General features: G+C 43.3%; 15 protein-coding genes. 10 read left to right on the forward strand and 5 right to left on the reverse strand.

Annotated elements, in window-relative coordinates:
• Positions 1-10 precede the first annotated feature (10 nt).
• The 5 genes from JKG61_RS13665 (at position 11) to JKG61_RS13685 (ending at position 7,880) form a co-directional block, all read left to right on the forward strand.
• Positions 11-1,495 carry a RagB/SusD family nutrient uptake outer membrane protein gene (locus JKG61_RS13665; protein WP_202103517.1) on the forward strand — a complete coding sequence of 495 codons (1,485 nt, stop codon included), beginning with the start codon at positions 11-13 and terminating at the stop codon, positions 1,493-1,495.
• A 9-nt stretch (positions 1,496-1,504) separates the two neighbouring features.
• Positions 1,505-1,969, forward strand: a complete 465-nt coding sequence (locus JKG61_RS13670; RefSeq protein ID WP_202103518.1) for a hypothetical protein — start codon at positions 1,505-1,507, stop codon at positions 1,967-1,969.
• 6 nt (positions 1,970-1,975) lie between these two features.
• Positions 1,976-4,822, forward strand: coding sequence for a M16 family metallopeptidase (locus JKG61_RS13675; RefSeq protein WP_202103519.1), 2,847 nt, complete (start codon positions 1,976-1,978; stop codon positions 4,820-4,822).
• 20 nt (positions 4,823-4,842) lie between these two features.
• Positions 4,843-6,333 carry an NHL repeat-containing protein gene (locus tag JKG61_RS13680; RefSeq protein ID WP_202103520.1) on the forward strand — a complete coding sequence of 497 codons (1,491 nt, stop codon included), beginning with the start codon at positions 4,843-4,845 and terminating at the stop codon, positions 6,331-6,333.
• Between the two features lie 68 nt (positions 6,334-6,401).
• A complete protein-coding gene (locus JKG61_RS13685; RefSeq protein WP_202103521.1) occupies positions 6,402-7,880 on the forward strand; it encodes a calcineurin-like phosphoesterase C-terminal domain-containing protein in 1,479 nt (492 codons plus the stop codon).
• A 175-nt stretch (positions 7,881-8,055) separates the two neighbouring features.
• On the opposite strand, the gene JKG61_RS13690 is transcribed toward JKG61_RS13685, so the two are convergent.
• The 5 genes from JKG61_RS13690 to JKG61_RS13710 form a co-directional block, all read right to left on the reverse strand.
• Positions 8,056-10,578 carry a TlpA disulfide reductase family protein gene (locus JKG61_RS13690; RefSeq protein ID WP_202103522.1) on the reverse strand — a complete coding sequence of 841 codons (2,523 nt, stop codon included), beginning with the start codon at positions 10,576-10,578 and terminating at the stop codon, positions 8,056-8,058.
• 8 nt (positions 10,579-10,586) lie between these two features.
• Positions 10,587-12,056 carry a RagB/SusD family nutrient uptake outer membrane protein gene (locus JKG61_RS13695; protein ID WP_202103523.1) on the reverse strand — a complete coding sequence of 490 codons (1,470 nt, stop codon included), beginning with the start codon at positions 12,054-12,056 and terminating at the stop codon, positions 10,587-10,589.
• A 19-nt stretch (positions 12,057-12,075) separates the two neighbouring features.
• On the reverse strand, positions 12,076-15,687 hold the full coding sequence (locus JKG61_RS13700; protein WP_202103524.1) for a SusC/RagA family TonB-linked outer membrane protein: 3,612 nt from the start codon (positions 15,685-15,687) through the stop codon (positions 12,076-12,078).
• A gap of 83 nt (positions 15,688-15,770) precedes the next feature.
• Positions 15,771-16,775, reverse strand: a complete 1,005-nt coding sequence (locus JKG61_RS13705) for a FecR family protein (RefSeq protein ID WP_202103525.1) — start codon at positions 16,773-16,775, stop codon at positions 15,771-15,773.
• Between the two features lie 103 nt (positions 16,776-16,878).
• Positions 16,879-17,415, reverse strand: coding sequence for an RNA polymerase sigma-70 factor (locus JKG61_RS13710; RefSeq protein ID WP_202103526.1), 537 nt, complete (start codon positions 17,413-17,415; stop codon positions 16,879-16,881).
• Positions 17,416-17,636: 221 nt separating this feature from the next.
• On the opposite strand from JKG61_RS13710, the gene JKG61_RS13715 reads away from it, so the two are divergent.
• The 5 genes from JKG61_RS13715 (at position 17,637) to JKG61_RS23180 (ending at position 26,031) form a co-directional block, all read left to right on the forward strand.
• Positions 17,637-18,230 (forward strand): RNA polymerase sigma factor, encoded by a 594-nt coding sequence (locus tag JKG61_RS13715; protein WP_237249480.1) that lies wholly within the window; start codon positions 17,637-17,639, stop codon positions 18,228-18,230.
• Between the two features lie 64 nt (positions 18,231-18,294).
• Positions 18,295-19,428: a FecR family protein gene (locus JKG61_RS13720; protein ID WP_202103528.1), complete on the forward strand. Its 1,134-nt coding sequence runs from the start codon at positions 18,295-18,297 to the stop codon at positions 19,426-19,428.
• 124 nt (positions 19,429-19,552) lie between these two features.
• Positions 19,553-23,134 carry a SusC/RagA family TonB-linked outer membrane protein gene (locus JKG61_RS13725; RefSeq protein ID WP_202103529.1) on the forward strand — a complete coding sequence of 1,194 codons (3,582 nt, stop codon included), beginning with the start codon at positions 19,553-19,555 and terminating at the stop codon, positions 23,132-23,134.
• 12 nt (positions 23,135-23,146) lie between these two features.
• Positions 23,147-24,529 (forward strand): RagB/SusD family nutrient uptake outer membrane protein, encoded by a 1,383-nt coding sequence (locus JKG61_RS13730; RefSeq protein ID WP_202103530.1) that lies wholly within the window; start codon positions 23,147-23,149, stop codon positions 24,527-24,529.
• On the forward strand, positions 24,529-26,031 hold the full coding sequence (locus tag JKG61_RS23180) for a TlpA family protein disulfide reductase (RefSeq protein ID WP_202103531.1): 1,503 nt from the start codon (positions 24,529-24,531) through the stop codon (positions 26,029-26,031). The genes JKG61_RS13730 and JKG61_RS23180 overlap by 1 nt, the downstream gene beginning before the upstream one ends.
• The last annotated feature ends 804 nt before the right edge of the window (positions 26,032-26,835 follow it).

Consider the following 26,835-nt stretch of genomic DNA (forward strand, 5'->3'; position numbering starts at 1 on the left):
AAACACAAACATGAATATTCGAAAAATAAAAATATATAGTCTACTCACTGTGCTAGTGATGGGGGCCAGCAGCTGTACCAAGTTCTTGAATGTCACTCCCGTAGGTCAAACGACGATCCCTACCGTTTTCTCGGATATGGATGGTATCCGTGCTGCTATTCCTGGCGCATATGCCAAAACCTACGACTATTATTCCAGTCATTTTTATCTTTATCCCGAGCTGGCTGGGGACCTCCTGAATCCAGATCTTTCGCTAATCAACGAGGGAGAGGTCAATATTTATAACTTACAGTCTGTCCCCGAACAGGAAGCAGCTCCATCCGCTAAGATATGGTCCGATATTCTGGCTGCACTGGCCAATGTCAACAATGCTTTGTTCTACCTCCCTTCGTTACAACAAAAATACCCATTGAACCAAAAGGAATTAGAAATCTACAAAGCAGAGCTTTTATTTTTACGTGCCTTGGCACATTTTGACCTTTGTAGAGCCTACGCCCAACCGTACAACTATACCGCTGAAGCGACACATCTAGGGATACCCATTTTGACACAGACCCCCAGCCCAGATGACAATGTCGCACGGCAACCGGTCAAAAAAGTATATGAGTTTATCCTCAATGACCTCAAAGAAGCTGAGCGTATCTACAACAATACGCCCGAACTGCGTACACAAAAGCAACAACCTTATTATGTGTCCAAACAAGCAGTCCAAGCCCTATTCTCCCGCATATACCTATATATGGAAGACTGGGACCAGGCAATTTTTTATGCCAGTGCCGTGATTACAGCAAAACCCTTAGTAGCCCATGCGGATTATATGGATATGTTTTTGAACCTAGCAGGACAGGAAAAAGAAACGATCTTCCGCTTAAATGGAGAAGATAAGGGCTCTGGTTTATTCAGCTTTTATAATTTTCGGACAGGCGAAGACAAATTTGCCTACCCTTCGGGAGCGCCTTCCAATATTTTTATCAATTCTTTTGATGAAGCGAATGATATCCGTAAAAATGCACTCTTGCTGCAAATAGATGCAGGGTCGTCTTTCTACTACGTAAGCCGCAAATTTGATGCTGTACAGACCAGTTCAGAGAGGAGTAAACAACACATTAATCCTTTGATTCTACGTGCTTCAGAAGTGTACCTCAACCGTGCTGAGGCATATATTGCCAAGAAGCAACCTGAGCTTGCCGCTGCCGATATCAAGGCTATCCAAGGACGTGCCCGCAACCTGTCTCCGGAAGCTATCACCTTGCCGGAAAGTGATATAGAAGCCATGAAAACAATAGTCTACCAAGAGCGTATCCGCGAACTGGGACTGGAAGGGCATCGATTATTTGATATCACCAGAAGGAAGCAGGATCTGGTACGCGTGGCCAACACGACCTCAACCACGCAGAAGCTGACGTATCCAAGCGACTATTTTATCTTACCCATTCCACTACGGGAACTTGATGCCAACCCGAATATGAAACCCAACCCTACTGTCAATAATTAGAAAGCGAAGATGAGAAGAACAATATTATATAGTACAACCTGTCTAATTTTATTTTTGGCAGGCTGCGGCAAAGAGGAACAAGCTCCCTTTGACCACCCATTTATTCATATCATGAATAACAACAGTTCTACCGAGACGGTCAACTATATGGCCAACTCCGTACGGACCTATAATATTTATCTGAGTTCTAAACCACTTACTGAAAACCTCAGCGTTTCTTTCGAAGTGACTCCTGGAAATGGGTTGAAAGAGGGTGTCGATTATGAAATGGTCACCCCCGGTAATAGCTTAGTTTTCTTACCCGGTATATGGGATATGCCGGTGCGGATACGTTGGAAGGCAAGCCCCGATTTAGACCCCAAAAAAGATAATACGCTCACTATTGAGCTGACGGGCAATAGCCAGAACCTTACACTTGGTTTGCCGGGCCCCGATCAGCTTCAGAAAAAATTTGTCATCACAAAAGTAAAATAACAAAGCATGTACAAAGCTTGGTGTATCTATATACTAACCTATATTAGCCTATTTTTATGGTCTACGGCAGCTGCACAGCAGACAGAGTCACCCACTATAAAAGGTAAGCTAGACAACGGATTGACTTATTACGTCCGTCACAATCCCTATCCGTCCGGCGAGGCTGTCTATCGGCTTTTTCTCAAAACCGGATCATTGGCAGAGCAAGAGGCGCAGCGGGGATTGGCCCATTTTCTAGAGCACATGGCCTTCAATGGAACCCATCATTTCCCCGGAGACTCACTGGTCCGTTTTCTAGAACAACAGGGTGCCAAATTTGGTAAAGATCTCAATGCACATACTTCCTATAATGAAACCGTATACAAGTTGCAGCTCCCGTCAAAAGATAGCAGCTTGGTCAATAAAACGTTGACTATCCTAGCCGATTGGATAGGAGGACTACAGCTGGACAGTACGGCTATAGAAAAGGAAAGAGGTATCATCTATTCCGAGTGGCTCTCCCGTAAGACAGGTGGGCAAGGGGCTGAAGAGGCCTTCTTAAACGCCCTGTTCAACGGATCCCACTATGCCGACCGTAAGGTGATCGGCGATACAGCTGTCATCCTCCATGCGCCCGCCGGGCAGATCAGAACCTACTACCAAGATTGGTATAGCCCATCGCTTACCGCTGTCGCGATAGTCGGCGATATCGATGAAGACCAGGTCGTCAAACTCATCAAAGACAAATTTGGCGCATTACCTGGGAATAACAAACAGCCCCGGGAGTGGCCCATTCCCAATTATACCAAAAGCAGCTTCCATCAAGTCATTGATGACGGAGAATCCAAGGCAGAACTCCATGTTATTCGTCTGCTCGACCTTCCTCAGCCTGTACGCAACCAAAAGGAACATCTCCACTATCTGGAATCGGATCTATTAAAACTTTTGATCCGCAAGAGATTCCGTGATCTTGCTTTCAAGAATCCTGCTTATACCAAAGGAAGCTTACAGTCATCGGGTTTTCTGAATACAAAGCAAATCGTACTGGCGAGTGTCGGTATCAATCCGGATAAGCCCGACTCGTCAATCATCGAATTTGCCACCAACCTTGCGCAATTGGTACAGTACGGTTTTGATAGCAATGAAATTGCCAGCATCAAGAAGAGCTACGAAGCAGCCCTGCAACGTAAGGCATCAAGCAATCGGCCGACCCCTTCCGCAATATTGATGGACGATATCTATAATGATTATTACAAAGGCCAGCCGGCTATATCGGCGCAGCAGGAGTACGATTGGTACGTTGACAATACCACACAGATCGATTCTACATCCCTATTGCGGCATCTTCAACATTGGTATTACCCGGACAATGCCTACTACCTGCTCACGGGTTATCCGCAGATAGCATCGATTCTGCCCAGTGAAACTCAAGTCATGTCTTGGTTTCAACAGGCACACGACAAGGTACAGCCACGCTACCACAAGCCCATGGATATGGTGACGGCTCTGCTGGAAAATGCCCCAGCTCCCGCTACTATTGTGGCACAGGGACAGCGTCATTCCATTGATGCCGAAGAGATCGGACTTTCTAACGGTGTACGTGTTATTTTCCGCAAACCGGTTGTCGAGCGGGACCGTATCAGTGTTACCGGTTTTCGAAAGGGGGGATTATATAGCCTTGACTCTACCGATTATATCAGCGGTCTATATACCAGCCAGATTGTGGCCTTAAGCGGTGCCGGTACGCTAGACCGGGAATCCCTGAATCATTATCTAAGCGGCAGCTCGGCTTCCGTCCGTTTCTTAATTGACAAAACACGTTCAGGTATTGCAGGTAGCGCTGATCCTCGTGACATAGAGACCTTATTGCAGCTCATTTATCTAAAATGGACCGCTCCGCGTGTGGATAGTACCACCTTCGGACAGGTCAAAGAAAAAGCCATCGATACCTATCGCCATACCAATCAGACACCTGCCTCGATCTTTGGACGTGACCTGGGGTATATTGTCAATGGAAGAGATTACACCAGCCAGGAGATAACCGATCAGGTCCTTGCAAAAGAGTTGAGACAAGATCGATTGCTGCCCATTTTTGACCGTGCTTTTGGTCCGGCCTCAGGCTATACATTTATCGTCGTTGCCGACCCTAAGGATGAAGAACTAAAGGAAATGATCCTGAGCTATCTTGGTGCACTTCCAGGTGGCACTTCCGACACGGCATATCGCTATGTACGCCCTCCGGTAGCAGCCGGCACCACGTTCCTAAAATACGACGGGGACACCCCCAAGGCAACAGTGTGGTTAACCTATCAAAGCAACAGCATACCTATGGATTACCAGGATTATCAATTGCGTACCGATATCGCTACTGCTGTCTTACGTACCCAGTTTTTGAAAGAACTCCGGGAGGAAATGGGTAAGGTCTACAGTGTCGGTGTAACCGGTAGTTCGACATTGCTTCCCGGGCCATTGGCCCGTACCAGTATCCAGTTTAGCTGTAAGCCCGAAGATGCTGAGCTTCTGGTCCAGACCATTCATAACCGCATACAGCAACTGATCGACCATCCGGAAAGTATGGCCGCTACCCTGGAAGATGTCAAAAACAACCTTCGCAAGGAGATGGACCTCCAAAAGCAAAAAGATTCCTTTTGGAGTAGCTATATCCGAAACGCTATCTTCAATGGTGACGAGTCTTTACTCTTCGTGGCCGATTACGAAGACAAATTGCGAGAGATCAGCCCTTCTCTTATAGCCGGTTTTATAGATCTGCAGCTCGGTACTATACAACCCGTTAAGGCTATACTTTATCCTGCCGGATTTGATAAAACAACACCTCCTAAGAAGGACAATAAAAAGAATAATAAAACCAAGTAATGATTTAATAAACAATGAAGATGAAAAATTTAAACAAATTAACCCGCTATCTAATGGTGGCTATTATTGCACTCGGTGTGACTGCGTGTAGTAAAAAAGCGGATGACACCCCTATCAAAACAGACCCAAAGATGCTTTCTTTTGGTTTTTATGCAGCCGATAATGAGGACAATCTTTTCAGGGATTATGTCGTCAAAGAGGTGACCGGCAATTCTATTCAGATTGAACTGCCAAAAGAAGTAGATCGAACCAAGTTGGTCGCTCGTTTTACGACCACTGAGAAAGCTACCGTTACGCTCAATGGCAGTCCTCAACAGTCCGGAATAACAAAGGCCGACTTTAGTACACCTGCGGATTATATCGTTACCGAAGGTGCCACCAATGCACGCTATACCGTCACTATTGTTAATGCTGCAGACTATGTATGGACCCGAGTAGGAGCCTATACGGATAAGGTCGCATCTGAGTTTGATATGAAGGTCAATCCTTCAAACGGTGTTCCTTATTTCTTTTTTATGCAGGCTTCTTCGGATGTGGAATTACGCAAAGGATTTGCCGCCAAATATCAGGATAATAGCTGGGCTGCTTTAGGCAATGAAATTTCAGCAGGTCGGATAGGTACCAATTTGAGTATGACATTAGATAAAGACGGACAGCCTTATATTGTTTATCAAGACTACACCGCCGAGAAAGCACAGACACCGACTATACAACGATACAACGGTACGAGCTGGTCTTTGGTAGGTAAGAAGGGTATTTTTAATTCTACACTCAGCAATTTAAGCATCGGGATTAATCCGGCCAACAACCAGCCAATTCTCTTCACCTCCTTGAATGTTGTTGCTGGCGGAGAAGCCCTGTCAAAAAGAGCACTTTCGGTATCCTTATTCAGCGGATCGACTTGGTCTATCCACAATGAGGTAACTAACCGTCCTACGGGACAGGCTACTGGAAGCACAAGTTCTAAAACTGTTGGTGAAACCTTGTACCTGATAGCATTTAATAGTTCAGGAGTCCAGACATACTCGGTCTACACCTACAAACAAGGCACTTGGACGACTATCATAGACAAAGCTATAGAGCCAAGTGCAAAGAACTCGCTTCTTTCGCAAGTAGGTATCGATGTAGATCATGATGGCAATATTTATATTATTGTTGCAGATGATGGACAGACAAATGGTACGTTTAATCTACGGGTAAAAAAATACACCCCTGCTACCCAGTCATGGAGCCAGGTCGGTAATGTGATCAATACCAAGGCAAGTACCTATTCCCTTGCTTTATCTCCCGCCGGAACTCCTTATGTATTATATCGCGATGACAACGGTCTGCCTACGGTAACCGCTTTTAATACCGATACTCAGGACTGGGGAACTCCCAAGGCTTTGGATAATGTAGCTGCTAAAAGCGCGAATGTATTTATCGGATTTGCAGCTAACGGCACAGGGTATGCTTCTTACATCAATTCGACAGACAATATTGTACTGTACAAATTTGATACACCCCAATAAGGATTTTATTTCCTGATAACATAATAAAGGGGGCAGCGTAATGCCCCCTTTTTCTTAAAAAATAGCCTATGCTTAGATTTTCTTTATTTACCTACCTTTTATTATTCCCTATCCTCCTTTGGAGCCAGCATTCCTCCTGGGTAGAAGGCACCGTATTTATAGATAAAAATAAAAACCAACTTCTTGATGCTAAAGAGCGGGGATTGAAACACATTGCCGTATCCAATGGAAAGGACATAGTATATACCGATAGCAAAGGTAAATTCCGGATCGAAGTACAGTCCGGACAGTCCATCTTCCCCATTGTCCCTAACGGATATACGCTGTCAAGAGCCAAGGGTGAGCAGGTCAACAATTCTTTCTTTTTCTACCCCGACAGTCCCGATAGGCTATCAGCTCCATTGACCCATCATTTTGCACTGATTGCCGAAAAACAGCCGGACTCCTTTCGGATCGGCGCTATTGGAGACATTCAGGTCGGCGATATAGAGGAGATCAACTATGCCGGCAAGAGTATTTTCAGTGAGTTAGCCAGCCGGACAGATATCGCCTTTCACCTCATACTGGGCGACCTGGTCAATGATGACATCCATTTGCTCCCTCCCTTCAAAGCGATGCTACAGACGCTACCTTCCCCTTCATGGACCGTACTCGGCAATCACGATCGTAATACCGATAATACCAGTCCGTTGCATAGACACTATAACCAGCAATTTGGCGCATCCACATACGCATTCAACTATGGGGGGCGACATTTCGTTGTACTGAACAATGTGTTTAGCACCGGCACACGGAGCTATGAAGGCCGGGTTTCAGACGACCAGCTTCAGTTTTTGAAAGCGGACTTAGAAGATCTAGCCAAAGACACTCAGGTCGTACTTTGCCAACATATCCCTATGCTGTACACGCGCAATCGCGATGAGGTACTTGCTTTGTTAAAACCATTCTCCAATGTACTCCTCCTTTCAGGGCATACCCATCAAGTGAGCCGTCATTTTTACAACCACGGCCAGGTACAGGAAATAGTAGCCGGCGCCCCCTGCGGAAACTGGTGGACCGGCGAGTTCAATCCATGGGGAGTCCCCGATGCGCTGATGCAATGTGGTAGTCCGCGTAATTACTTTACGATCGATTTTGACAAAACAAGCTATCGTATACATTTCAAAGGGATAGGACTAGATAACGATCAGCAGCTGGATATCACGATGCGCGGAGACACAGTGATTACCAACTTATACGCTGCTTCAGACAGCACCATGGTACAGGTTCAGATTGATAATGGCGAATGGTTGCCCATGCAGCAAGCCAAAAGACCGGCAGAATCTGTATTACAGATAATCGAAAAGAACAAAGAAAAGAAATTTCCTGCTTCAGGAAAGCGGATCAATCCACTTCGATTAAGGGCCTCTCCGCACATCTGGCAGGCCGTGATTCCTTTCCTTGTTCCGGGAGTACATACTATCCGTATCAAGGCTTTCGACAGATTCGGCTACCATGTGGAGAAAGTCGAATCATTCGTTAATTCCGTGCCGACCGATATACCTTGAGACTATTAAGTTACTTTAATTTTGATAATATACACATTTTTAGTAACTTAGGCTTATGCATAGGAGATGATAGGCTATGCTGTTTAGTTGGCCGCTCGGTGGGGTGTTCCCGAGCGGCCTTTTTCGTATACCCAGTTCCGGTTAGGGATATTACCGTTATTAAGAGAGAACGATTCTAATCTTGATTACTCAGCCTAATAAGATTTTCTATCTCTTGCGTCATAGCTTCTTCCTGCGGGTCTGAACCTGAAATCATAAACCGCATATGCCCTTCTTTGTCCAATACAACCTTGGTGGGCAAGCTGGGTACTCCTATTTGTGTAGCGAGTAGGGCATCATTTTTGTCTGATAGTTCATCGTATAATACTTCAAAAGTATAAGAGTTTTGCGTGATCAACTTGTCTACGGCCTGCTTAAAGTTTGCTTGCTTCTCCCAAGTGTTAATAAATAAAAAAACAACATCTTTATCTGCATATTTATTAATCATTTTTTGCATGATCGGGAAAGAGTTTACACATGGTATACACCAGGTGGCCCAAAAATCGAGTATCACCGTTTTGCCTTTAAAATCGCTGAGACGTACTGTTTCGCCTTCTCTATTTTGAAGCTCAAAATCTGGAAAATCTTTCTTCACCATCTTGCTTTTTAGCAAGGCTAGATCTTGTTCATTTTTTACCGTTTCTATTTCTTTTTTATAATCGGCGAATATGCCTTTCCCTTGATTGAGTTTTACATATAGGTTTTCCAAAGAATCCCACACCTCTGGAGAAGCATTGTTAATCCTGGCCTGTGCATCTAAGGTTAGAAAGGCATCCAGGTAGCGTTCGCTTTTTTGGTAGGCATTTGCTAGAATTAGAGCCATTTTATCGACCTGCATCACTTGGTATTTTCCATCGTTTAAGATACGTGGCAGGTTGTTTATGGCTACCTTCGGGTCATCCAGTTCTAGGGATACTTCAGCATTCAATAGGGCAATATTGTTGTACATTAGGGCTCCAAAACTACTTCTGGTTTTTGGATCTTCTGCATTTTTAGCTTGCTCGCTCCAATTTAATGCGGCCTCCAGATAGTTACGGCTTTGTTGTTTATGGCCTGCTTTTAATAAGCTTTCTGCTATGTTGTAATAGCTCACAGTCTTGAGGCTTTGTTCGATAAAATTATCTTTGTATTTATCCGTAAGGTTAAACTCTTCTTTACTGCTAAAGTGTTTGAGGAGCTGCAAAAGTACCATGTCGTAGAAGCCTCTATCTTGAGGTTCAAAACTGTCAACTGGAAATTTTTTGAGCCACTGTTGGTAAGCTCTTTCCGTTTTATGCGCATCTTCATTTTCAATCTTCGCTAAGAATAAGTTGGCGGCTTGTTCGCGTGCTGTAATGCCTTTTGGATATTCTTTGATACTTTTGGCTGTTAGTTGGTTTACGATGGCATCTTCCCCAAGCTCTTTGTATATTTTTTTTGCTAAAATAAGGTCAGATTCATTTTTAGCCTGTTCTAATTTTTTGGCCTCTAGGTACAAGGTCTGTTTGCTTTCAGCTGTATTCGCATTGAGAAGTTTGTTCAGGTAGTTTAAAAGATTGGCTCTTTGCGATTCTTTATCTTCAAAAATACCGTTTAGTATTTGATTTAAATCATCCTGTCCTTGTCCAGATCGATAGACAATATTCCCTTCTGGGTCGACTAATATTTTGGTGGGGTAAGAAGTAACTCCAAACAACTCGACAATATTATGCTGTTTTGTATTGAGTACATGCCTCCAGTTAATTTGGTCTTCTTCGATGGCTTGTTCCCATTTCCTTACCTGCTCTTCCTGAGAGCCGGTTTCTAATGCTACACCTAATATTTCGAGGCCTTGGCTGTTATATTTTTGGTAGGTTTTCCGCAGTTCAGGATGACTCGCCCGACAAGGTTGGCACCAGCTGCCCCAAAAATCAATTAAGTAGTATTTACCGCCCAATTGATTCGATTTAAAGAGCTGACCGTCTAGGTCTATGGCTTCAAAATAAGGAATCTTTGATCCCAGCGCTGATTTTAAAGTAGCGTCAAGTTTTTCTTTGATTTCGAGGTACAAGGGACTCGTTTTATAATCCTTGGCTATATCAACCAGTTGCTTGCGGGCTTGCTGTGCGGGCAGCATCATATAATAACTTGAAAACACCGCTAAAGCAGAATAACTATCCGGATTGTTTTTAACGAAGTTTTGTTTTATTCTAAGCATAGCCTCCTTTTCATCAGGATCTGCTTTACTATCATTTTGTATGTTCGCAAAAGACTTCGCTTGGTAAGAGCGCTCTTCTTTTGCGAATTGCTCAAATAACCTCACATTAGGGTCATCGCATACAATTTCTAAATTCAATTGATCACCATCCAGTACCTTAATTTGTAGTTTTGCATCTGGTCCCGCCAAAAGACTGGGCATAGGTTTGGGCGTGAAACCTGTAGAGGACATGTGCATATTCTTTGGCGTATTCACCATGATTTTAAAAGGGATATAGCCATTGTTCGGTAGATGCACTAGGTACGAGTTTGGTGCTATTTCATTCCCAGATACCGTTTTTGAAGCATCTCCATCCTTATAGAAAACCAATATGGTCGCCTTATCTTTTTGTTGAATATCGATTTGAACAGGAATACTGTCTTGCGCTACAACTGTGCTGATAATGCACAATAGTGAATATATGGTTTTTAAGAAAATGTTCATCTGTTTAATTATTTGTTATTTGGCATATCTGGATTAAATCCTAAAGTCATAGGGGGGATACGTAGACAAAGGCGTTCTGGTCTAAGCGTTACCGTCTGTCCGTCTATAGTTCTGCTATTGCGTAGATTATTATAGGTTGGATCATTATAGAGGCGACGCATATCTAGCCAACGCAATCCCGTTGCTGCAAATTCTCGTTGCCTCTCTTCCAAAATTAATCTGACTAGTGCCTCCTGGTCAGCATACACGATAGCTGCTTCGGTTTCAGGCATTCTGTGTTTTCTAAAGTCAACCAATAGCTGTTCTGCTTTTTGCAGTTCATTCGCCCGTGCTTCACACTCGGCCGTCATCAGGATGAGATTGGGTACCGATGGTCCATAATTTATCGTCCCTGGTTGCGCCCGCTGGTATCCCGGAAGCTGTAGCGAAGCAGACATTAAACCTTTGTTGCTGAATATTTTCAAACGCAGATCGTTTGGGCTGAACAAGTTATAAACCTGTTCATGGAGTACACTTTGACTAGCCATCGCACTATAGATAGGAGCAGCAGATTGTTTAACATAGATGTTTTCTTCAGAATCGAAAGGGTTTGGGTGATTGAGTAAGCCCATGTTAGGCATAAAACCAATCCACCATGTCGGCACTTTTTTATTGTAATCGTAGGTCCCTAAAGCTATCTGAGTTTGATTTAGATAATTTTGACATTGTTTGAAAGCCATTAGAGCTTTATCATACTTTCTCATATAGAAATAGGTTTCTCCCAACATATAATATCCAGCGGCTTTAGATATACGACTGCGGTTGTAGGTTTCATTCGGGAGATGAGGTATGGCCTGTTCCAATTCGTCAAGAATAAATTGGTAGGTTTCCGAAAGCGTAGCTCGTTTCACATTTTTCAACTCTGTATTGGCTTCGGTGATCAGCGGAATACCCATTGTCTGAGAAGCCGTTGCTTCCTCGTAGGGAAGAGCGAATAATTGCGCAGTCCAAAAATGCATGTGCGCTCGTGCGGCACGTGATTCCGCAAGCAGTCCTTGCTTTTGATTAATGGTACCCCCTTCTGTATCCATTACACCATTGGCAATCAGATTATATACATAATTGAGACTATACATCGTACCCCATTCGGCCGCATTATCATCGACAAGATATACGTCATCTTGCCAGCGGTACATGTTCTTTTGTATTTGTGTATAGTTATTAAACGTATTTGGATTCGCAACGATGTCATCCGACATAAAGAAAGGTGCCTGTACTTCACCAAGTATGGAGAATGAATAGCCCATATCACCGGTTTCTGCATTGGAAGTAGCCGTAAATTTCAAGAATTGAAGTCCATTTAAAAAAGAGTTGTTCAGTAGGCCTTCGTAATTTTCGTATTTGGCCAAGACGCTTTTCCCTTTTGGTTCTACATCCAAAAAGTTAGTACAACTACTTACTAATATAGATATGAGGAGTACGGAAAAAATATTTTTCATGATTTAATTCTTTTTAATGTTATAAATTGACACGTAAACCTAGGGTGAAGAAAGGAGGGAACTTGCCAACTCGGTAACCTGATGCTAGATTATAATATTCAGGATCAATATGCTTTGAATTTTTCGTCCATAATAAAATATTATTTACCTGTCCAAAGACTTTGATATCCTTGAAATGATACTTTTTAGAAAGCTCGGTATCCCATGTGTAAGACAATGTCAAGTCGCGCAATCTTAGGTAAGATGCCGATATAATGTTGACATCGGCATATTTATAGAGGCTTGTATTTCGTTGGTTGTCACTGTCCGTTTGGTTCGCGATATATTTAGGGATGATAGTATGTTGTTCATCTCCAGGTTGCTGCCATCTTTCTTCAAATACTTGATTCAGATTGCTGCTTATTCGTCCGGAAAAGAAGGTGTTGAGCTCTTGTCGCATATGGTGGCCCAAGTTGTACACGACAAGGAATGATAGGTTGAAATTTTTGTAGTCAAACCGATTGGTTATACCACCATACCACAGTGGCTGGCTACTACCTTGGTAGTGGACGTCATCCAATGTCAGTTGGTTGGTCATCGTGGCTTTGTCACCATTTGCCTTATATACTTCAGGGTTTCCATCGTTATTGAGGCCTGAATACCTTAGACCAAATAGGCTAAAAGCAGAATAGCCTTCAGTGAAGGACGATGCCGCTTTTTGCATTGGGCTAATGGTGTTGTAACGTTTTAAGGCCGTGATTTTATTTTTATTGTATGCAATATTGAAATTAGTAGACCATCGGAATGCGCTATTCCGGATGTTTTGAGACTCTATTTGGATCTCTACACCTCTGTTATAGAGATCACCTAGGTTACCATAAGCCGACACCCATCCCAAGGTGTTGTCTATAGGCCGATCACCGAAGAGGTTGCTCGTGTTTTTACTATAGAAATCTATACTTCCACGTATGCGATTGTTCCAAAGGGCATAATCCACTGCCAGGTTAAATGTCCGCGTCTGTTCCCATACGAGATCATTATTAGCCGGACTTATCACAATGTACCCCGTACCTAGACCATCAAATAAGGGGTCATTTACGGCATACAGAATATCAAATGGGCCGCCCAGACCTGGACGTGGCGAATTTCCAGCGATACCGTAGGTAGTTCTTAGGGTTAAATTATTTACGATATCAGATTGAAAGAAATCTTCCTTGTGCGCATTCCAGCTTACACCCATACTCCATATAGGTTTATTTTGGCTTGCGCTGGATTTGCCGAACAAGTTAGACTGATCAAATCGAAGACTGCCGTTAAAGTTATATTTATTTCTATATGAATAAGCTATATTACTGTAAAAGGACACAAAGCGCAGTTCACTTTCAGATTCCATCAGCGGTTTATAGTCTAACGTGTTTTGTCCTGAACTTCGGTACAGTACTGGCAGTACCGTATTGTTTATGCCCGGTTTATTGAGGGTCTTTACATCAAACTGTGTATAGGTCATCGACTGCAAATCATAGCCCTTCTGATAGGTTTTTTTGATTTTAAATAAGGAACTGCGGCTTTCAAAACCTGCCAAGGCAGTTATTTGGTGATTTTGAGCGATAGTTTTGTTATAATCCAGTTGACTCCTGACCGTCCATGAGCGTACATCATCATTCAAGGTTGTATAGTTTCCGCCTTGAACAGGTAGGAAATAAGTCGGTTTTGAACCAGGATCAGGGGCTAATTGCGTAAATTGAATCCGTTCCAGTTGTGTTTGGTAGCGATCACCCGATAAATAATCGTAGCCCGCACTACCATTGCTCTGATACTGACCGCGACTATTGAGGCTTAAGGCATCTGATATTTTGATGCTAAGCCCTGCATTAAAGCGGCTGGATAGTTTGTTAAAGCTGTTCTCACGATCCTGCCATTCGCTATAAGGTCGGTAGGCTAGTGGCAAGCCAGAATTTGAAATTGCCGTTTGTCTATATGAATCGGTCATGTACAGGTAGGAGTGGTCCAAGGCCTGCCCATCGGATCCCACGAACATCACATATGGCAGGTAGTCGTCGAGCGATTTAGGCGATGTGAAGTTGTTGGCATCGTAAAGCTCATAGGCCATATTGCCCGTCAGATCCAATCGTACATAATTCCCGATTTTGATATCTTCTTTTAGCGTGATGTTATAGCGGTCTCTTTTGGTTTTGTCGTAATTATCGTTTCGCAGGTAACCTAGAGATGCAAAAAAGCGATTATTGCTCCCCCCTCCCGATAACGTGACGTTGTGGTTAGTCCACACGCTATTACGGTAAAACAAGTCCTGTACCTGTCGTTGCCCCTGTTGTTGTGACAGACTATCCAGTTTCGTTTGATAGGCTGATTCGGATATTTGATTGGCCTTATATTGGTAGAAAGCCTGTTCGTGAGGGTACAGCACAGGATAGTCCACATTATGTATGTTTGTTTCCGGAAATGCCGCTATATAAGAAGGATCACGCATGAGTTGCGCAGTGGTATTCGTAAAGCTACGGCTATCCATCAGATTTAAATAGTTGTGGTCGGGTTTTCCTTTTAGGGAGACCATGCCATCATAGGCAATCTTGACCTTTTCGCTGTTAAATTCCCCGGTTTGAGTGGTGATCACAATCACCCCATTCGCTGCTTGAGCTCCCCAGATTGAGGCCGCTGTGGCATCTTTCAATACCGTAATATCTTTTACATCCTGTGCATTGACCAAAGACTCGATGTCCGTATATTCTGCAATCGGAACCCCATCGAGCACGATAAGCGGTTGTCGGGCAAGATTTACGGAACTTACACCGCGCAGCAACAATTTATCGTTCCCTTCTCCATAGTTAACCGCCAGTCCTGGCACCAATCCCTCCAAGCGGTCTACAACGTTCATACTTCCCGACTTCTCCAGGATTTGATCGCTGCGAACCTGACTGAAAGCACCGGCACTACGTTCCTTGGGGATATGTTGATAACCCGTTTGTATATGAACAATCACCGAATCGAGTACATTATCCTGAGGTACCATATTAATGACAAACTTGAACTTATTATCTTTAGTAAGGTTGCGGTTATATTCCGAGTCAATCGTCAGGAGCAGAGTTTCATATCCTATATATTTTACAGTGATTTTCGCTTTTTCGGAGCTAACAGATAATTTAAAATAGCCATTGGCATCCGTTTGGGTATGATTATTCGTATTGACTTCCATCACGGTAACAAAAGCGAGGGGATCACCATTTTGGTTTATAATTCGACCTTGTATCACGTGAGACTGCTGTACGGATCTATTGATCAGGATGCGGTCATTGTCCACCTGTCTTGGCGCCAGGTCGAATTCTTTCAGGATCTGTTTTAAGGCTTCAAAAACAGGTGCCTTATTCAAATTGAGCTCGCGGATGGTATGGGATCGAAGCAGCTCATCATTGTAGATGAAGGTGGTTTTCGTCTGACTTTCCATCTGCTTTAGGATCTGGATGAGGGGCTGGTTCGTTGCTTGCAACGTTACCGTTTTCTGTGCCATCCCTTTATTAGCATAGCTTTGATAGCAGAATGCTAGCATAAAAACTAAAATGAATTTGACCATTACAACTTTTTTCCAAAAATTGGGGAGATGCTGAGTTTTTAATTCAGTATCTGACTTCTTTTTCATAATTTTGAGTGATTAGGGTTTACAAATGAATCTTATTTAATTTTTTAAAGGGATATAGTACCAGTATATCCCTTTTCTGTTTATTACTCTATGATTATGGCGTCTTGTTCTTTTCGTATTGATTTTATTCCTCCCGTTTCTTTTAATAACTTTAAAACCTCTTCAATAGACGTTTCTTTAAACTTACCGCTAAAGTGGTTGTGTATTAATTCTTCGTTTCTTATCTCGATTTTTACGCCGTACCATTTTTCTAACTTGGATTGTACGTAAGGCATAGGGTCATTCTCGAATACCAGTACATTATCTTTCCATACCGCACTGTTTTGTAGTCCCTCTTGTTCTTTTATGTCTTTCTTGTCGACGACACCGGATTGATTTTTGTTCACGCTTACCTTCTCTCCAGGACTCATGGTATACGTTTTCGGTTCTATATTACCTTCAGATCTGTCCACAGCATCGACAGTTAGTTCTACCCTACCTGATAATAGGGTGGTTTCACGCCACACTTCGTCCGGATAAGCACGTACATTGAAAGTCGTACCGACCACTTTAATGTGTAATTCGTCCGCGTTGACCAAGAATGGTTTATGCGAATCATGCTTGACATCAAAATATGCCTCACCTAACAACGTCACTCTACGATCGTTCTCCCCGAACCTATCCTCCAACTTCAAGCTACTGCCTCCATTGAGCCATACCTGAGAGCCGTCCGGCAGGGCGTAGTGTAGACGCTTACCTAATGGTGCTTGATACACTAAGGAGATATCGGTCTTTTCTCTAGAGCTGTATATCACTGCAGCAAATACAAACATCAAAAGTATCACCGCAGCGGCGTACTTCCATACCGAAAGTCTGAATATGGTGTTCTTTTTTCTGCGGGGTTGATCCGGCATTTTTTGCTTTAGCTTTTCAAACGCTGTTTCCACATTAGATAGTGGTAAAGTCGAGTTTACGACGTTTTCAAAAAACAACCTATTTTGTTCATGCTTCCTCAAAAATCTTGCTAACTGTTGATATTCTTCGTCCGTAATACGTCGGGTCATATACAGCTCAACTAATTTTAAAAAATAATCATTATCACAAGACATAGTATATCTATCTTAATTCAACCTAATGACAAAAGCTAAAGCTGAAATCATCAGTTTGATTTTTGTTTTTTTTATAAATGACTGTGGTATAGGGATATATTTTTTATTTTATAAGCTTGTTATGCAGTTTTTTTAACGCATCTTGCAGATGCCTATTGACCGTATGCACGCTGATATCTAACAAATCTGCAACTTCTTTATAACTCATCTGATTATCACGAATTAATATGAATACAGTGCGACATTTAGGGGGGAGGTTCTCGATCGCTTTCTGGATCTCCAGATGACTTTCTTTACTGATTAATATATTTTCTGGACTTAGGTAAGCAGAGTCCTCTTGTGCCGTTGCTTTGTGTTGGTAAGTCGGTTTTTTAGCGCATGCATTTAATGAACGATTTTTTGTAGCCTTATAAATGTAATGCTGTATATTTTTTATTTCGTTCAATTTATCCTCCATACTCCAGATCACGAGCATAAGCTCCGAGACGATGTCTTCGGCCATAGTTCGATCCAGCGTATAAGTAAAGGCATAATTGACAAGTGGATTGAAGAAACGCTCGAAGAATTGTCTAAAAGCCATTTCATCACGATCAGCGATTGCTAATTGTAAAGCTTTAAGTTCTTCTTGATCATTTTTCATTATAAAACTAAATTTAGACAAAAATTGTCTTTAACCCATGCTTTTCGAGCAAAGTACTAAAATAAATTAAATATATCCTTCCGCTGTTTTTATGAGTTTACCTATTGCGGATATTGCCAAAGGTACCGGCCTTTTTTGAGCCTTATATACCGCATTCCGGTATTAGCGGTGTACAGCGTCATATTTCATTACGATCCATATTTTTTTTATATGTTTGTGTGATGACCTCCAGAGATTATAACCTGCTTGACGACAATATACTCTTTTCGCTGCTACGGGAAGGGGATCGCGAGGCTTTTTCCGAGATCTATAAGCGTTATTGGATGGTTCTGTACGGGCAGGTATACCGTATGTTGGAAGAGGAGGAGGAAACCCGTGATATTGTCCAGGAGGTTTTTACCACGATCTGGTTTAAGAGAGACCGTTTCTCTTCCTTTGATAATCTGGCGGGTCTGCTCTATACCTCTGCCCGTCACAGGATGCTAGATCTCCTTGCACATCGTAAAATACAGCACAAACACGTGGAGTCACTGGGCTCGTATATACAGCAGCATAGTGATAACATTATCGAAGACCTCAATGCCAAAGAACTCATGGCGGCTTTTGAACTGGAGATCGAAAAGCTTCCGCCCAAGATGAAAGAAATCTTTCGACTGCGTGTGCACGAGCACAAAAGCTATCAGGAAATTGCCGATCTATTGGGGATTTCGGATCTGACCGTAAAAAAGCAAGTCAATAATGCTATCAAGATTATTAAACCCAAGTTACGGTCATACGTAGGCTGGATTTCTATATTGACTTGGCTCACGCATTAATAATTTTAAAATACTTTCGATTTCTTCTACTACTTCGCTTTCCCCCGCCCGTTTATACTTATAGATGAACAGTACAGGTATGAACCGCACTCAGGCACAACAATTATTGGATAACTACCATCAGGGCAAGTGCTCCGCTTCGGAGCTGGCGTTGCTCCACCGTTGGTATGCAGCGCAGGGAAAGCGCCTGGAGGCAGCTCCTGATCTGCCTGACCCCTTGGCGATGGAACGCCTGCTTTGGCAGCGGATCGAGCAGGATATTGATGGAGTAGATACTTTGTCTACTAAGGTAGCCAGGTTCAACTGGATAAGATGGCTATCCGTTGCCGCTTCCTTACTTATTGTTGCCACTTTTTCTGTATGGTACTACTCTAGCAGCCGTATAGCTTCCCCAGGTGTTGAATTGCATGCCGATATACCTGCAGGGAGCAATAGAGCCACTTTTACGCTGAGCGATGGGCACCATGTCGCCTTGAGCGAAGCCCAGGGTACACTGGTCAGTGATGGAGAGCGTTTTACGTACGCAGATGGTACCTCCGTATTGGATGTCCCTTCTGTACAGATGGCTACCGTCACTACCCCACGATCGGGACAGTATCAGGTGGTCCTTCCGGATGGGAGCCATGTTTGGCTCAATGCGGCCAGCAGTATCCGTTACCCGACGCGATTCAGCAAAGACGTAAGACGCGTTGAACTCGAGGGAGAAGCTTATTTTGAGGTCAAGAAAGGCCAGGTGCCCTTTGTGGTATCCACGGCGGGACCCGAGATCAGGGTACTCGGTACAGCGTTCAATGTCATGGCCTATTCCGACGAGCCCTATACCCAGACCACCCTCGTCGAGGGAAGCGTGCGTTTGACTTCCTCCGCAGGAGCCATCCGGGAGCTCGTGCCCGGCATGCAGGCCATTGCGGATCGTCAGGGCATTCGCGTACAGGAGGTCGATGTTGTCGACTATACTTCTTGGAAAGACGGTATCATCACCTTAGAAAAACAGACTTTGTCCCAGATTTTTCGCCAGCTTGGCCGGTGGTACGACGTCGAGTTTGTCGTGGAGCGTGGCGTCAGTCTACCTTCGGCAACACTGTCCGGAGATGTTTTACGGGACTTATCACTTCATGCGCTACTGCAGACTCTAGCCCAGCAGACCGGTTTACAATTTGAACTTAACGAAAGGAGGGTGATAGTCAGAAGCAGATAATCCAAAAACATCTGTACCCGACAATAAAGAAGCCGTAGGTGCAACGAACACCTGCGGCCGGTGTCAGGTACAAAAATCAAATCGCAGAACACAATTTTATTAACTAACCTAACAAGACAAAGGTATGAAAATTAACCATCTTGCCAAGGAATGCTATGCGTTTATCCGTATAGGAGATAGCATTTTACCTGGTAGGCATCAATCCATCAAGAACTGGATTATTATGAAGCTTATTTTATTTCTCACCCTGGCTTTTACGCTGCATGCTATGGCCGATGCGGTAGGGCAGCGTGTGACACTTACGGTCAGTAACCAACCGCTCAAGAGCGTGTTAAAGGAACTGCGCAAACAGAGCCGGTATTCCTTTATGTACAGGGATAGCGATCTGGCGCAACTCCAACATGTCGATCTGGACGTTCGGGGGCAGGAGATTTTAAGCGTACTCCCCCTGCTTTTTGACAATCTTCCGTTGACATATACCATTCATGGTAAGATCATCAGTATCCAGAAGAAACCACAAGATAGAACGGGCAGCAACCCGGCTGTAGTCCGTTATGACGAAGATCACCGTTCTATAAATCAGGAGATTAAAGGACGTGTCGTGGATGAGAAAAATCAACCCCTCGTCGGGGCTTCCGTCTATGTGCTGGATACCCGAGGTAAGCGTAGCGCCATACAGACCAAGACCGACGGGGACGGTAATTTTATACTTCCAGGTGTTGCACCAGGTGTTCGCATAGAGGTTAGTTACTTGGGCCATGCTTCCGTGACAGTGACTGCCACAGGTGCCTATGTAACTGCTTCTTTAAAAACGCTGTCGTCGGAAGTTGATGAGGTAACCGTAGTATCTACAGGCTATCAGACTATACCCCGGGAAAGAGCTACGGGGAGTTTTGTGCAGCTGGACCATGCGCTGTTGAATAGGAAGATCAGTACCAATATACTGGATCGTCTGGATGGGGTGACCAGTGGTTTGCAGTTTCGTAGTCCCGTTATTGGCGCAGATCCCTATAATCCCGATTTTATACAGATACACGGCAGAAGCACCATTCGAGGGAATGCGCAGGCATTGATTGTTCTGGACAATTTTCCTTATGACGGTAATATGTCAAGCATCAACCCCAATGATATTGAGTCTATCACAGTGCTCAAGGACGCTGCTGCAGCCTCGGCCTGGGGAGCGAGGGCAGGTAATGGTGTCATCGTGATCACGACCAAGAAAGGAAAACTCAATAGTCGGACCAACCTCAATCTGGTTGCCAACACGACATTAGGAGGGAAACCGAATTTATTCTCGGCAGGTATGCCACAATTGTCGTCTGAGGAGTATATCGAAGTCGAACAGTTTTTGTTTGATAAAGGAGCATATAATACGCGTCTGAAAAATGGTTATCAGGGATTCAGCCCTGCTGTAGACATCTTCTGGCGTACACGCGAGAAGATGATCAGCCCAGCTGACTCGCTGCAGCTGATCAATGCGCTGAAGGGGTATGACTCCCGGGATGAGCTCCTGAAGCACTACTACCAGCATACGGTCAATCAGCAATATAATGTAAGCCTCCATGGAGGCGGAGCGAATAACCGGTTCTTTGTATCGCTAGGTTATGATGATAATAAAGCACATATCGTCAATAATTATACTAAGCGGTACAGTGTCAATGTGAATAACGATTATTTATTCTTTGATCAGAAGATGGAGCTGTCCACAAATCTGGCCTTTACATCGGGCAGGACGGGAGCAGGTGCGCAGATCAGCACGTTATATCCCTATGATCGTTTTGTGGATGATAACGGGCAGGCCATGGCGTTGACCAATGCGTCGGGGCTTTCGCATTACTTTACGGATAGCTTTGGTGGCGGTCAGCTACTCGACTGGAAGTATAGGCCCATGGATGAACTTAACGCGGGTAGTACAAATATGACCGATCGAGTTAGTTATCGCTTGAATACAGCACTCAGCTATAAAATAACGGATTACCTTAAAGCCTCGATACGCTATGGCTATGAACGTGGAGGTACGGTCAATGACAACTATTATAGCAAAGATTCTTTTTATGGCAGGGATATGATCAACAAGTTTGCGCAGAAGAACAGTACTACGCAATTGTTTGATTTTGTGCTGCCCCAAGGTGGTATTCTAAGAAATAGCAATGATGGGTTTACGACGTCTAATGGACGCTTACAGCTGGATTTCAACAAGAAGTGGCTCGACCATGAGCTGCACGCCATAGCAGGGAGCGAAATAAAAGATATGCAGAGCTACCGCAATGCGGTTTTTTTCTATGGCCATGATCCCGTGACATTGACCAATCAGAATGCAGCGATAGACTTTACGAAGACCTACAATTATTCCTATGGCAGTGGCTCGGCACGTATTGACAACGGGGCCACGCAGTATGAAGCGGTAGACCGGTTTTTCTCTTATTTTGCCAATGCCTCCTACACCTATGTCGATAAATATACCGTATCGGGTAGCGCCCGTAGGGATGAGTCCAATCTTTTTGGGGTAAAGACCAATCAGAAGGGGGTGCCCTTATGGTCTGCGGGGGCGCTGTGGCGGGTTTCTAAAGAATCCTTTATGCAATATATACCTCAGGTCAATGATCTGCGACTGCGTGCTACCTACGGCTATACGGGCAATGTCAATAAAAGCCTATCGGCCTACCTGACCGCACATAGTACCTCCTACCTGATCAATAGTTATAACCAGCTCTTTGCCGATATTGTCAATCCGCCCAATCCTTCACTCCGGTGGGAGCGCGTGAGCAACCTCAACTTTGGCTTGGATGCGGCCTTATTTGAGAATAGGCTATCCCTATCGATCGACTATTGGAAGAAAAGAGGGCTGGACCTGATCGGTCCTGCGGCTATAGCGCCACAGACCGGGATAACCCGTTTTACGGGTAATACCGCAAGTACTTCTTCCCGTGGTGTGGATGTACAGCTACGTTCTGTCAATCTCAATAGCGGGCTGAAGTGGAATACCGATGTGCTCTTTAATATCTCAAAGGATAAGGTTACGGATTACCTACTGGAGACGGGTACCAACTACGATATTATATCTATTCCCTCCAATAATCCACTTGTAGGTTATCCTTATTGGTCGCTATTCAGCTTTCCCTATGCGGGTCTTAATGAGACGGGCGCTCCTATAGGTTACCTGGATGGCGAGCAAAGTACGGATTATATGAATATAATAGGAAGTAAAGAGCGAAGTAATCTGGTATATAATGGCTCTAGAGTGCCGACCGTATTTGGTTCTGTTCGTAATACGTTTCGTTATGGATCATTCGACTTATCGTTCAATATCAGTTACAAGTTTGGCTATGTGTTCAGGAGAAAATCATTGGACAACAGTAGCTTGTATGGTAGCGATGGCGCTGTATCTGCTGTGATTTCAGATTATGATAAGCGATGGCAGCAATCGGGTGATGAGTTGCGTACCGATGTCCCGGTCTTGGTCTATCCTGCCAACATGTTCCGCACGATGCTATATACCCAGTCTGAAAGGCTTATAGAGCCTGGTGCACATATCCGTTTGGAAGATATACAACTGGGCTATTCCTTTTCGAGGATACAGCTGTCCGCTTATATCAATAACCTAGGGATCCTATGGCGCAAGAATAGCAGAGGTATAGATCCGGATTATCCAAGTTCATTTCCTGCTATGCGTACCTATGCGATAAGTATGAAGGTGTCACTATAAAAAATTACAAAGATGAAAACATATATAAATGTACTGGCTCTACTCAGTCTGTTTGCTCTGATGAACTGCACCAAGTCCGATTTCCTTAATGTCAAGCCCAATTCGGGTATCTTGATTCCCAATACCTTGGAAGATGTAGAGAAACTGCTTAATAATAGTATTATGCACAATGTAGCTAGTGGTTTGGCCACAGTATCTGCCGATGAATATATAATCAATGAAGCAAACTGGAACTCAGCTCCTGCTATAGAGCGGAATGCATCGGTATGGAATGAGGAAATTTATGAGTTAGGTGGTAAGGTGGAGGATTGGAATAGACCATTTGCAATAATTTTTTATGTCAACAATGCGCTGAATGTGCTTTCGGGTATGGATAAAAAAATGCAAACTACCAAACATTATAAAGAATTGAAAGGCTGGTCTTTGTTTAATCGGTCTTATGCTAATTATGAACTCGCTCGGTTATTCTGCAAAAGCTATGATGAAAATACGGCAAAGACGGACTTAGGGGTCCCGATCCGTACATCGCCGGATATCGATGTGGTTGTACAACGGTCTAGTGTAGATGCTACTTATACCCATATACTGAAGGATGTGACGGAGTCTATTCCACTATTGTCTACCGAGCGTACAACAAATCTGTTAAAGCCAAACCGCACAGCAGCATACAGCCTATTGGCAAGGATTTACCTAGATATGGGAAAATATACCGAAGCAGAAAGCTATGTGGATAGTGCGTTGAATCTTTATAATGTATTGTTGGATTATAATGTATTGAGTCAAACAACAAATTCTCCGTTCTCGCTTGATAATGCTGAAATTATTTTCAGTACGATGACAGTTGGGCAATATCGCTTGGCTTCAGGAGGGACAATTAATAGAATATATACTATAAATCCAGAGCTTCTTGAGTTGTATGGGACAGAAGATATACGATCTAAAGTATTTTTCCTTTCTGATGGATTAGGTCAGACGGTGATGAAAAGAACTTATAATGGTTTGGGGGCTTACGGTTTTACAGGACTAGCGACAGATGAGCTCTATTTAATCAAGGCAGAATGTTTGGCTAGAAGGGATAAGGGGGGCGAGGCTTTGGAATGGATCCATGACCTGTTGCAAAAAAGATATACAACGGATAAAGTGCCAATGCTGGAAGAACTGCAATCCCGTGGACCGGTACTGGAAACAGTCTTAGAGGAACGAAGAAAAGAACTGGTCTGGCGGTCTATCCGCTGGTCGGATATTAAGCGCCTGAATAGGGACGGAAAAGGAATAGAACTGGTACGAGAGATAGGTGACAAAAAATATACATTATCACCTAATGACCCGAGATACGTCCTCCCTATCCCGGATGATGAAATAGCATTTAGTGGCTTAACTCAAAATAAAAGATAGTGAAACATATAAATATATTTCTACTAATACTAGGTTTGTTTTCAGGAAGTAATCATATTGTAGCGCAAGACAGTGAGTTTTCTGTCGTGTATGATTTTCATGTGCATTATCCGGAACAACTAAAAGAGGGTAAGGTTCAGATTTTGGTGTATAAAGAAGGGGTTTATACATTCGCAGGTAAAAATATGGAATATATTGATCTAGACCTCGCCGATAGCGTTACACGGGTCAGGGTATCTATCCCAGAACGTATCAACTATCTACATTTAGAGCCTATTTTTATGGGGGTGCAGGGATCAGAGAGTCTGATTGACCTCAATGTTGGAAACAACCTCTTTATTGCAGAAGATAAGGATACCATAGCAATACACTTATATCCCAAGAAAATTAGTCCTGTTGTTTTTAAAGGTACACATGCAAAAAAATATAATTTACAGTATGAATTGGCAAAACAAGTGAGAATTAGTGATAGTTTGTATATTCAAGCTAGGGATTTTACAGGTAAAAGGCAGTATCCAGAAGCATTTCAAGTACTAAATAATTGGGCAGAATCTACGATTAGTATAGTTTCAGATCGGTTGGATAAAGCAGATATTAATCCAGAGATAAAAAAAATATTATGGTATGATAATGTGTCGCAGGTTTACCGTGCTCATGCTCAGCTTGTTGTTGGAAATGAAGACTTGCTGCAGTATGATGTTGTACAGCAAAAAGTTGTTTTAGCAGAGCTCCAGAACGTTGTTAAATTTTCAAGAGACTTCGATTCTGCCATAGCAGCTCGGTCATTGCGCTGGGGAGATATGCTCTTGCGAAAAGAATGGTCTCAATTTGCACTGGAAAAACATCCACACCGAATTGAAATTGTTAAAGATAATGATTATGGGTTTACAAACTATTTGGCGGAGCGTTACACAGGTGAACTTCGAGACAAATTGTTTTATTTAGCTCTTACACGGCAGTGGGATATTTATGGATTAAAAACGATAGCTCCTTCCATTTTGTATGCAAATAAATATGCTACTGCTTTCAAAAATTTATTAGGAAGAATGGAAGGCTCTCCTATGTTTGATACAGAGCTCTTTGATAGGGAGGGCAACGTGCATCGTTTTTCTGATTTTAAAGGTAAGGTGGTGGTTGTCGATATGTGGTATACGGGTTGTATGCCTTGTAAAGTACTTGGGAAGGAGTTGAAAGCTATGCATAGTGAGCTAGCTCACATGGATGATGTAGTGTTCCTGTCCTTAAGTGTAGATCGGCAAAAAGATTTGTGGCTGAGGTCTTTAGAGGAGGGAGAATATACCCATGATCAGGCCGTTAACCTTTGGATCGGTGAACTAGCTATGAAGCACCCTATTGCCGAGTATTATAGTATATTGGGTTATCCTCAACTAATGATTGTAGATAAAGAAGGTAATTTGGCTGTTCGTAACGCTATACGTCCTTACAGAATCTCTCCTGATCATTGGAATGGATTTATAGGTATGGTAGAAAAATATCGCTAATCAAGAAAATCGTCTATCGTACAAGTGCTAGTCCTGAGCTCGACACATCCATTCTGGTCATTAAAACGGTGACTTTTAGTCTCTGGGGAGTGTTGTTTTTATTAATTATTATTTGGTAATTAACACATTTTTAGTATCTTAGGCTGGCTGGTGCAGGTTGTTGGTCTGCGTTGTTCAGTTTATATAGCCGCTTGGAAGAGAAGCCCAGGCGGCTTTTTAGTAGGTATACAGTTTAGCGGTGTTTGAAAGCTTAGGATCACTTATTCCATCTGTACGGGAAGCTACGCTTTTTTTAAATCACTATATTTTTTTGTTTACACATGACAAAAAGGCGTTTTTCGTCCTTGCGAATGCAATGAAGCAATCTCATTGCTAATAGGCGATTATCTATGATGAGCCTTTCGGGGTTGCTTCGCTTTATGTTATTCCATTACCAATGATAGATTGTTGTAAACTATGTCGTCACATCGACCGAAGTGGAGATATCTAGAAGCTATTATTAACCCTATGTAGGTAATAGACCTTCGGAAACTCGGAACAAGTACTTCACAAGGTCCCCTAGGCGTGTCCCGAATTGACTTCGGTGGTAAACTCGGGACTCCGCGAGAGCCTGTCGCGCTGCACAGAAAAGCATAAGGCAAATACAACATGCACCTACATCCAGGTCATTGATGAGATTTTTTTACGTATTAGTTTGATTGTCAGGTTTTTGTTTTGTATTTTGGGGCCGTTAACCAACAAGTTGAATTATGAGTACAGGACGGGGGCTAAAACCTGCTAAGAAGAACGACGAACTTCTGAAAG

The organism is Sphingobacterium faecale (assembly GCF_016746095.1).
In the GTDB taxonomy this organism is placed as follows: Bacteria; Bacteroidota; Bacteroidia; order Sphingobacteriales; family Sphingobacteriaceae; genus Sphingobacterium; species Sphingobacterium faecale.

Coding starts and splice junctions, on each gene's coding strand:
- JKG61_RS13670 (WP_202103518.1), top strand. CDS start 1,505: ATGAGAAGAACAATATTATATAGTACAACCTGTCTAATTTTATTTTTG.
- JKG61_RS13730 (WP_202103530.1), top strand. CDS start 23,147: ATGAAAACATATATAAATGTACTGGCTCTACTCAGTCTGTTTGCTCTG.
- JKG61_RS13690 (WP_202103522.1), bottom strand. CDS start 10,578: ATGAACATTTTCTTAAAAACCATATATTCACTATTGTGCATTATCAGC.
- JKG61_RS13705 (WP_202103525.1), bottom strand. CDS start 16,775: ATGTCTTGTGATAATGATTATTTTTTAAAATTAGTTGAGCTGTATATG.
- JKG61_RS13725 (WP_202103529.1), top strand. CDS start 19,553: ATGAAAATTAACCATCTTGCCAAGGAATGCTATGCGTTTATCCGTATA.
- JKG61_RS13685 (WP_202103521.1), top strand. CDS start 6,402: ATGCTTAGATTTTCTTTATTTACCTACCTTTTATTATTCCCTATCCTC.
- JKG61_RS13675 (WP_202103519.1), top strand. CDS start 1,976: ATGTACAAAGCTTGGTGTATCTATATACTAACCTATATTAGCCTATTT.
- JKG61_RS13680 (WP_202103520.1), top strand. CDS start 4,843: ATGAAAAATTTAAACAAATTAACCCGCTATCTAATGGTGGCTATTATT.
- JKG61_RS13700 (WP_202103524.1), bottom strand. CDS start 15,687: ATGAAAAAGAAGTCAGATACTGAATTAAAAACTCAGCATCTCCCCAAT.
- JKG61_RS13695 (WP_202103523.1), bottom strand. CDS start 12,056: ATGAAAAATATTTTTTCCGTACTCCTCATATCTATATTAGTAAGTAGT.
- JKG61_RS13720 (WP_202103528.1), top strand. CDS start 18,295: ATGAACAGTACAGGTATGAACCGCACTCAGGCACAACAATTATTGGAT.
- JKG61_RS13710 (WP_202103526.1), bottom strand. CDS start 17,415: ATGAAAAATGATCAAGAAGAACTTAAAGCTTTACAATTAGCAATCGCT.
- JKG61_RS13665 (WP_202103517.1), top strand. CDS start 11: ATGAATATTCGAAAAATAAAAATATATAGTCTACTCACTGTGCTAGTG.
- JKG61_RS13715 (WP_237249480.1), top strand. CDS start 17,637: ATGACCTCCAGAGATTATAACCTGCTTGACGACAATATACTCTTTTCG.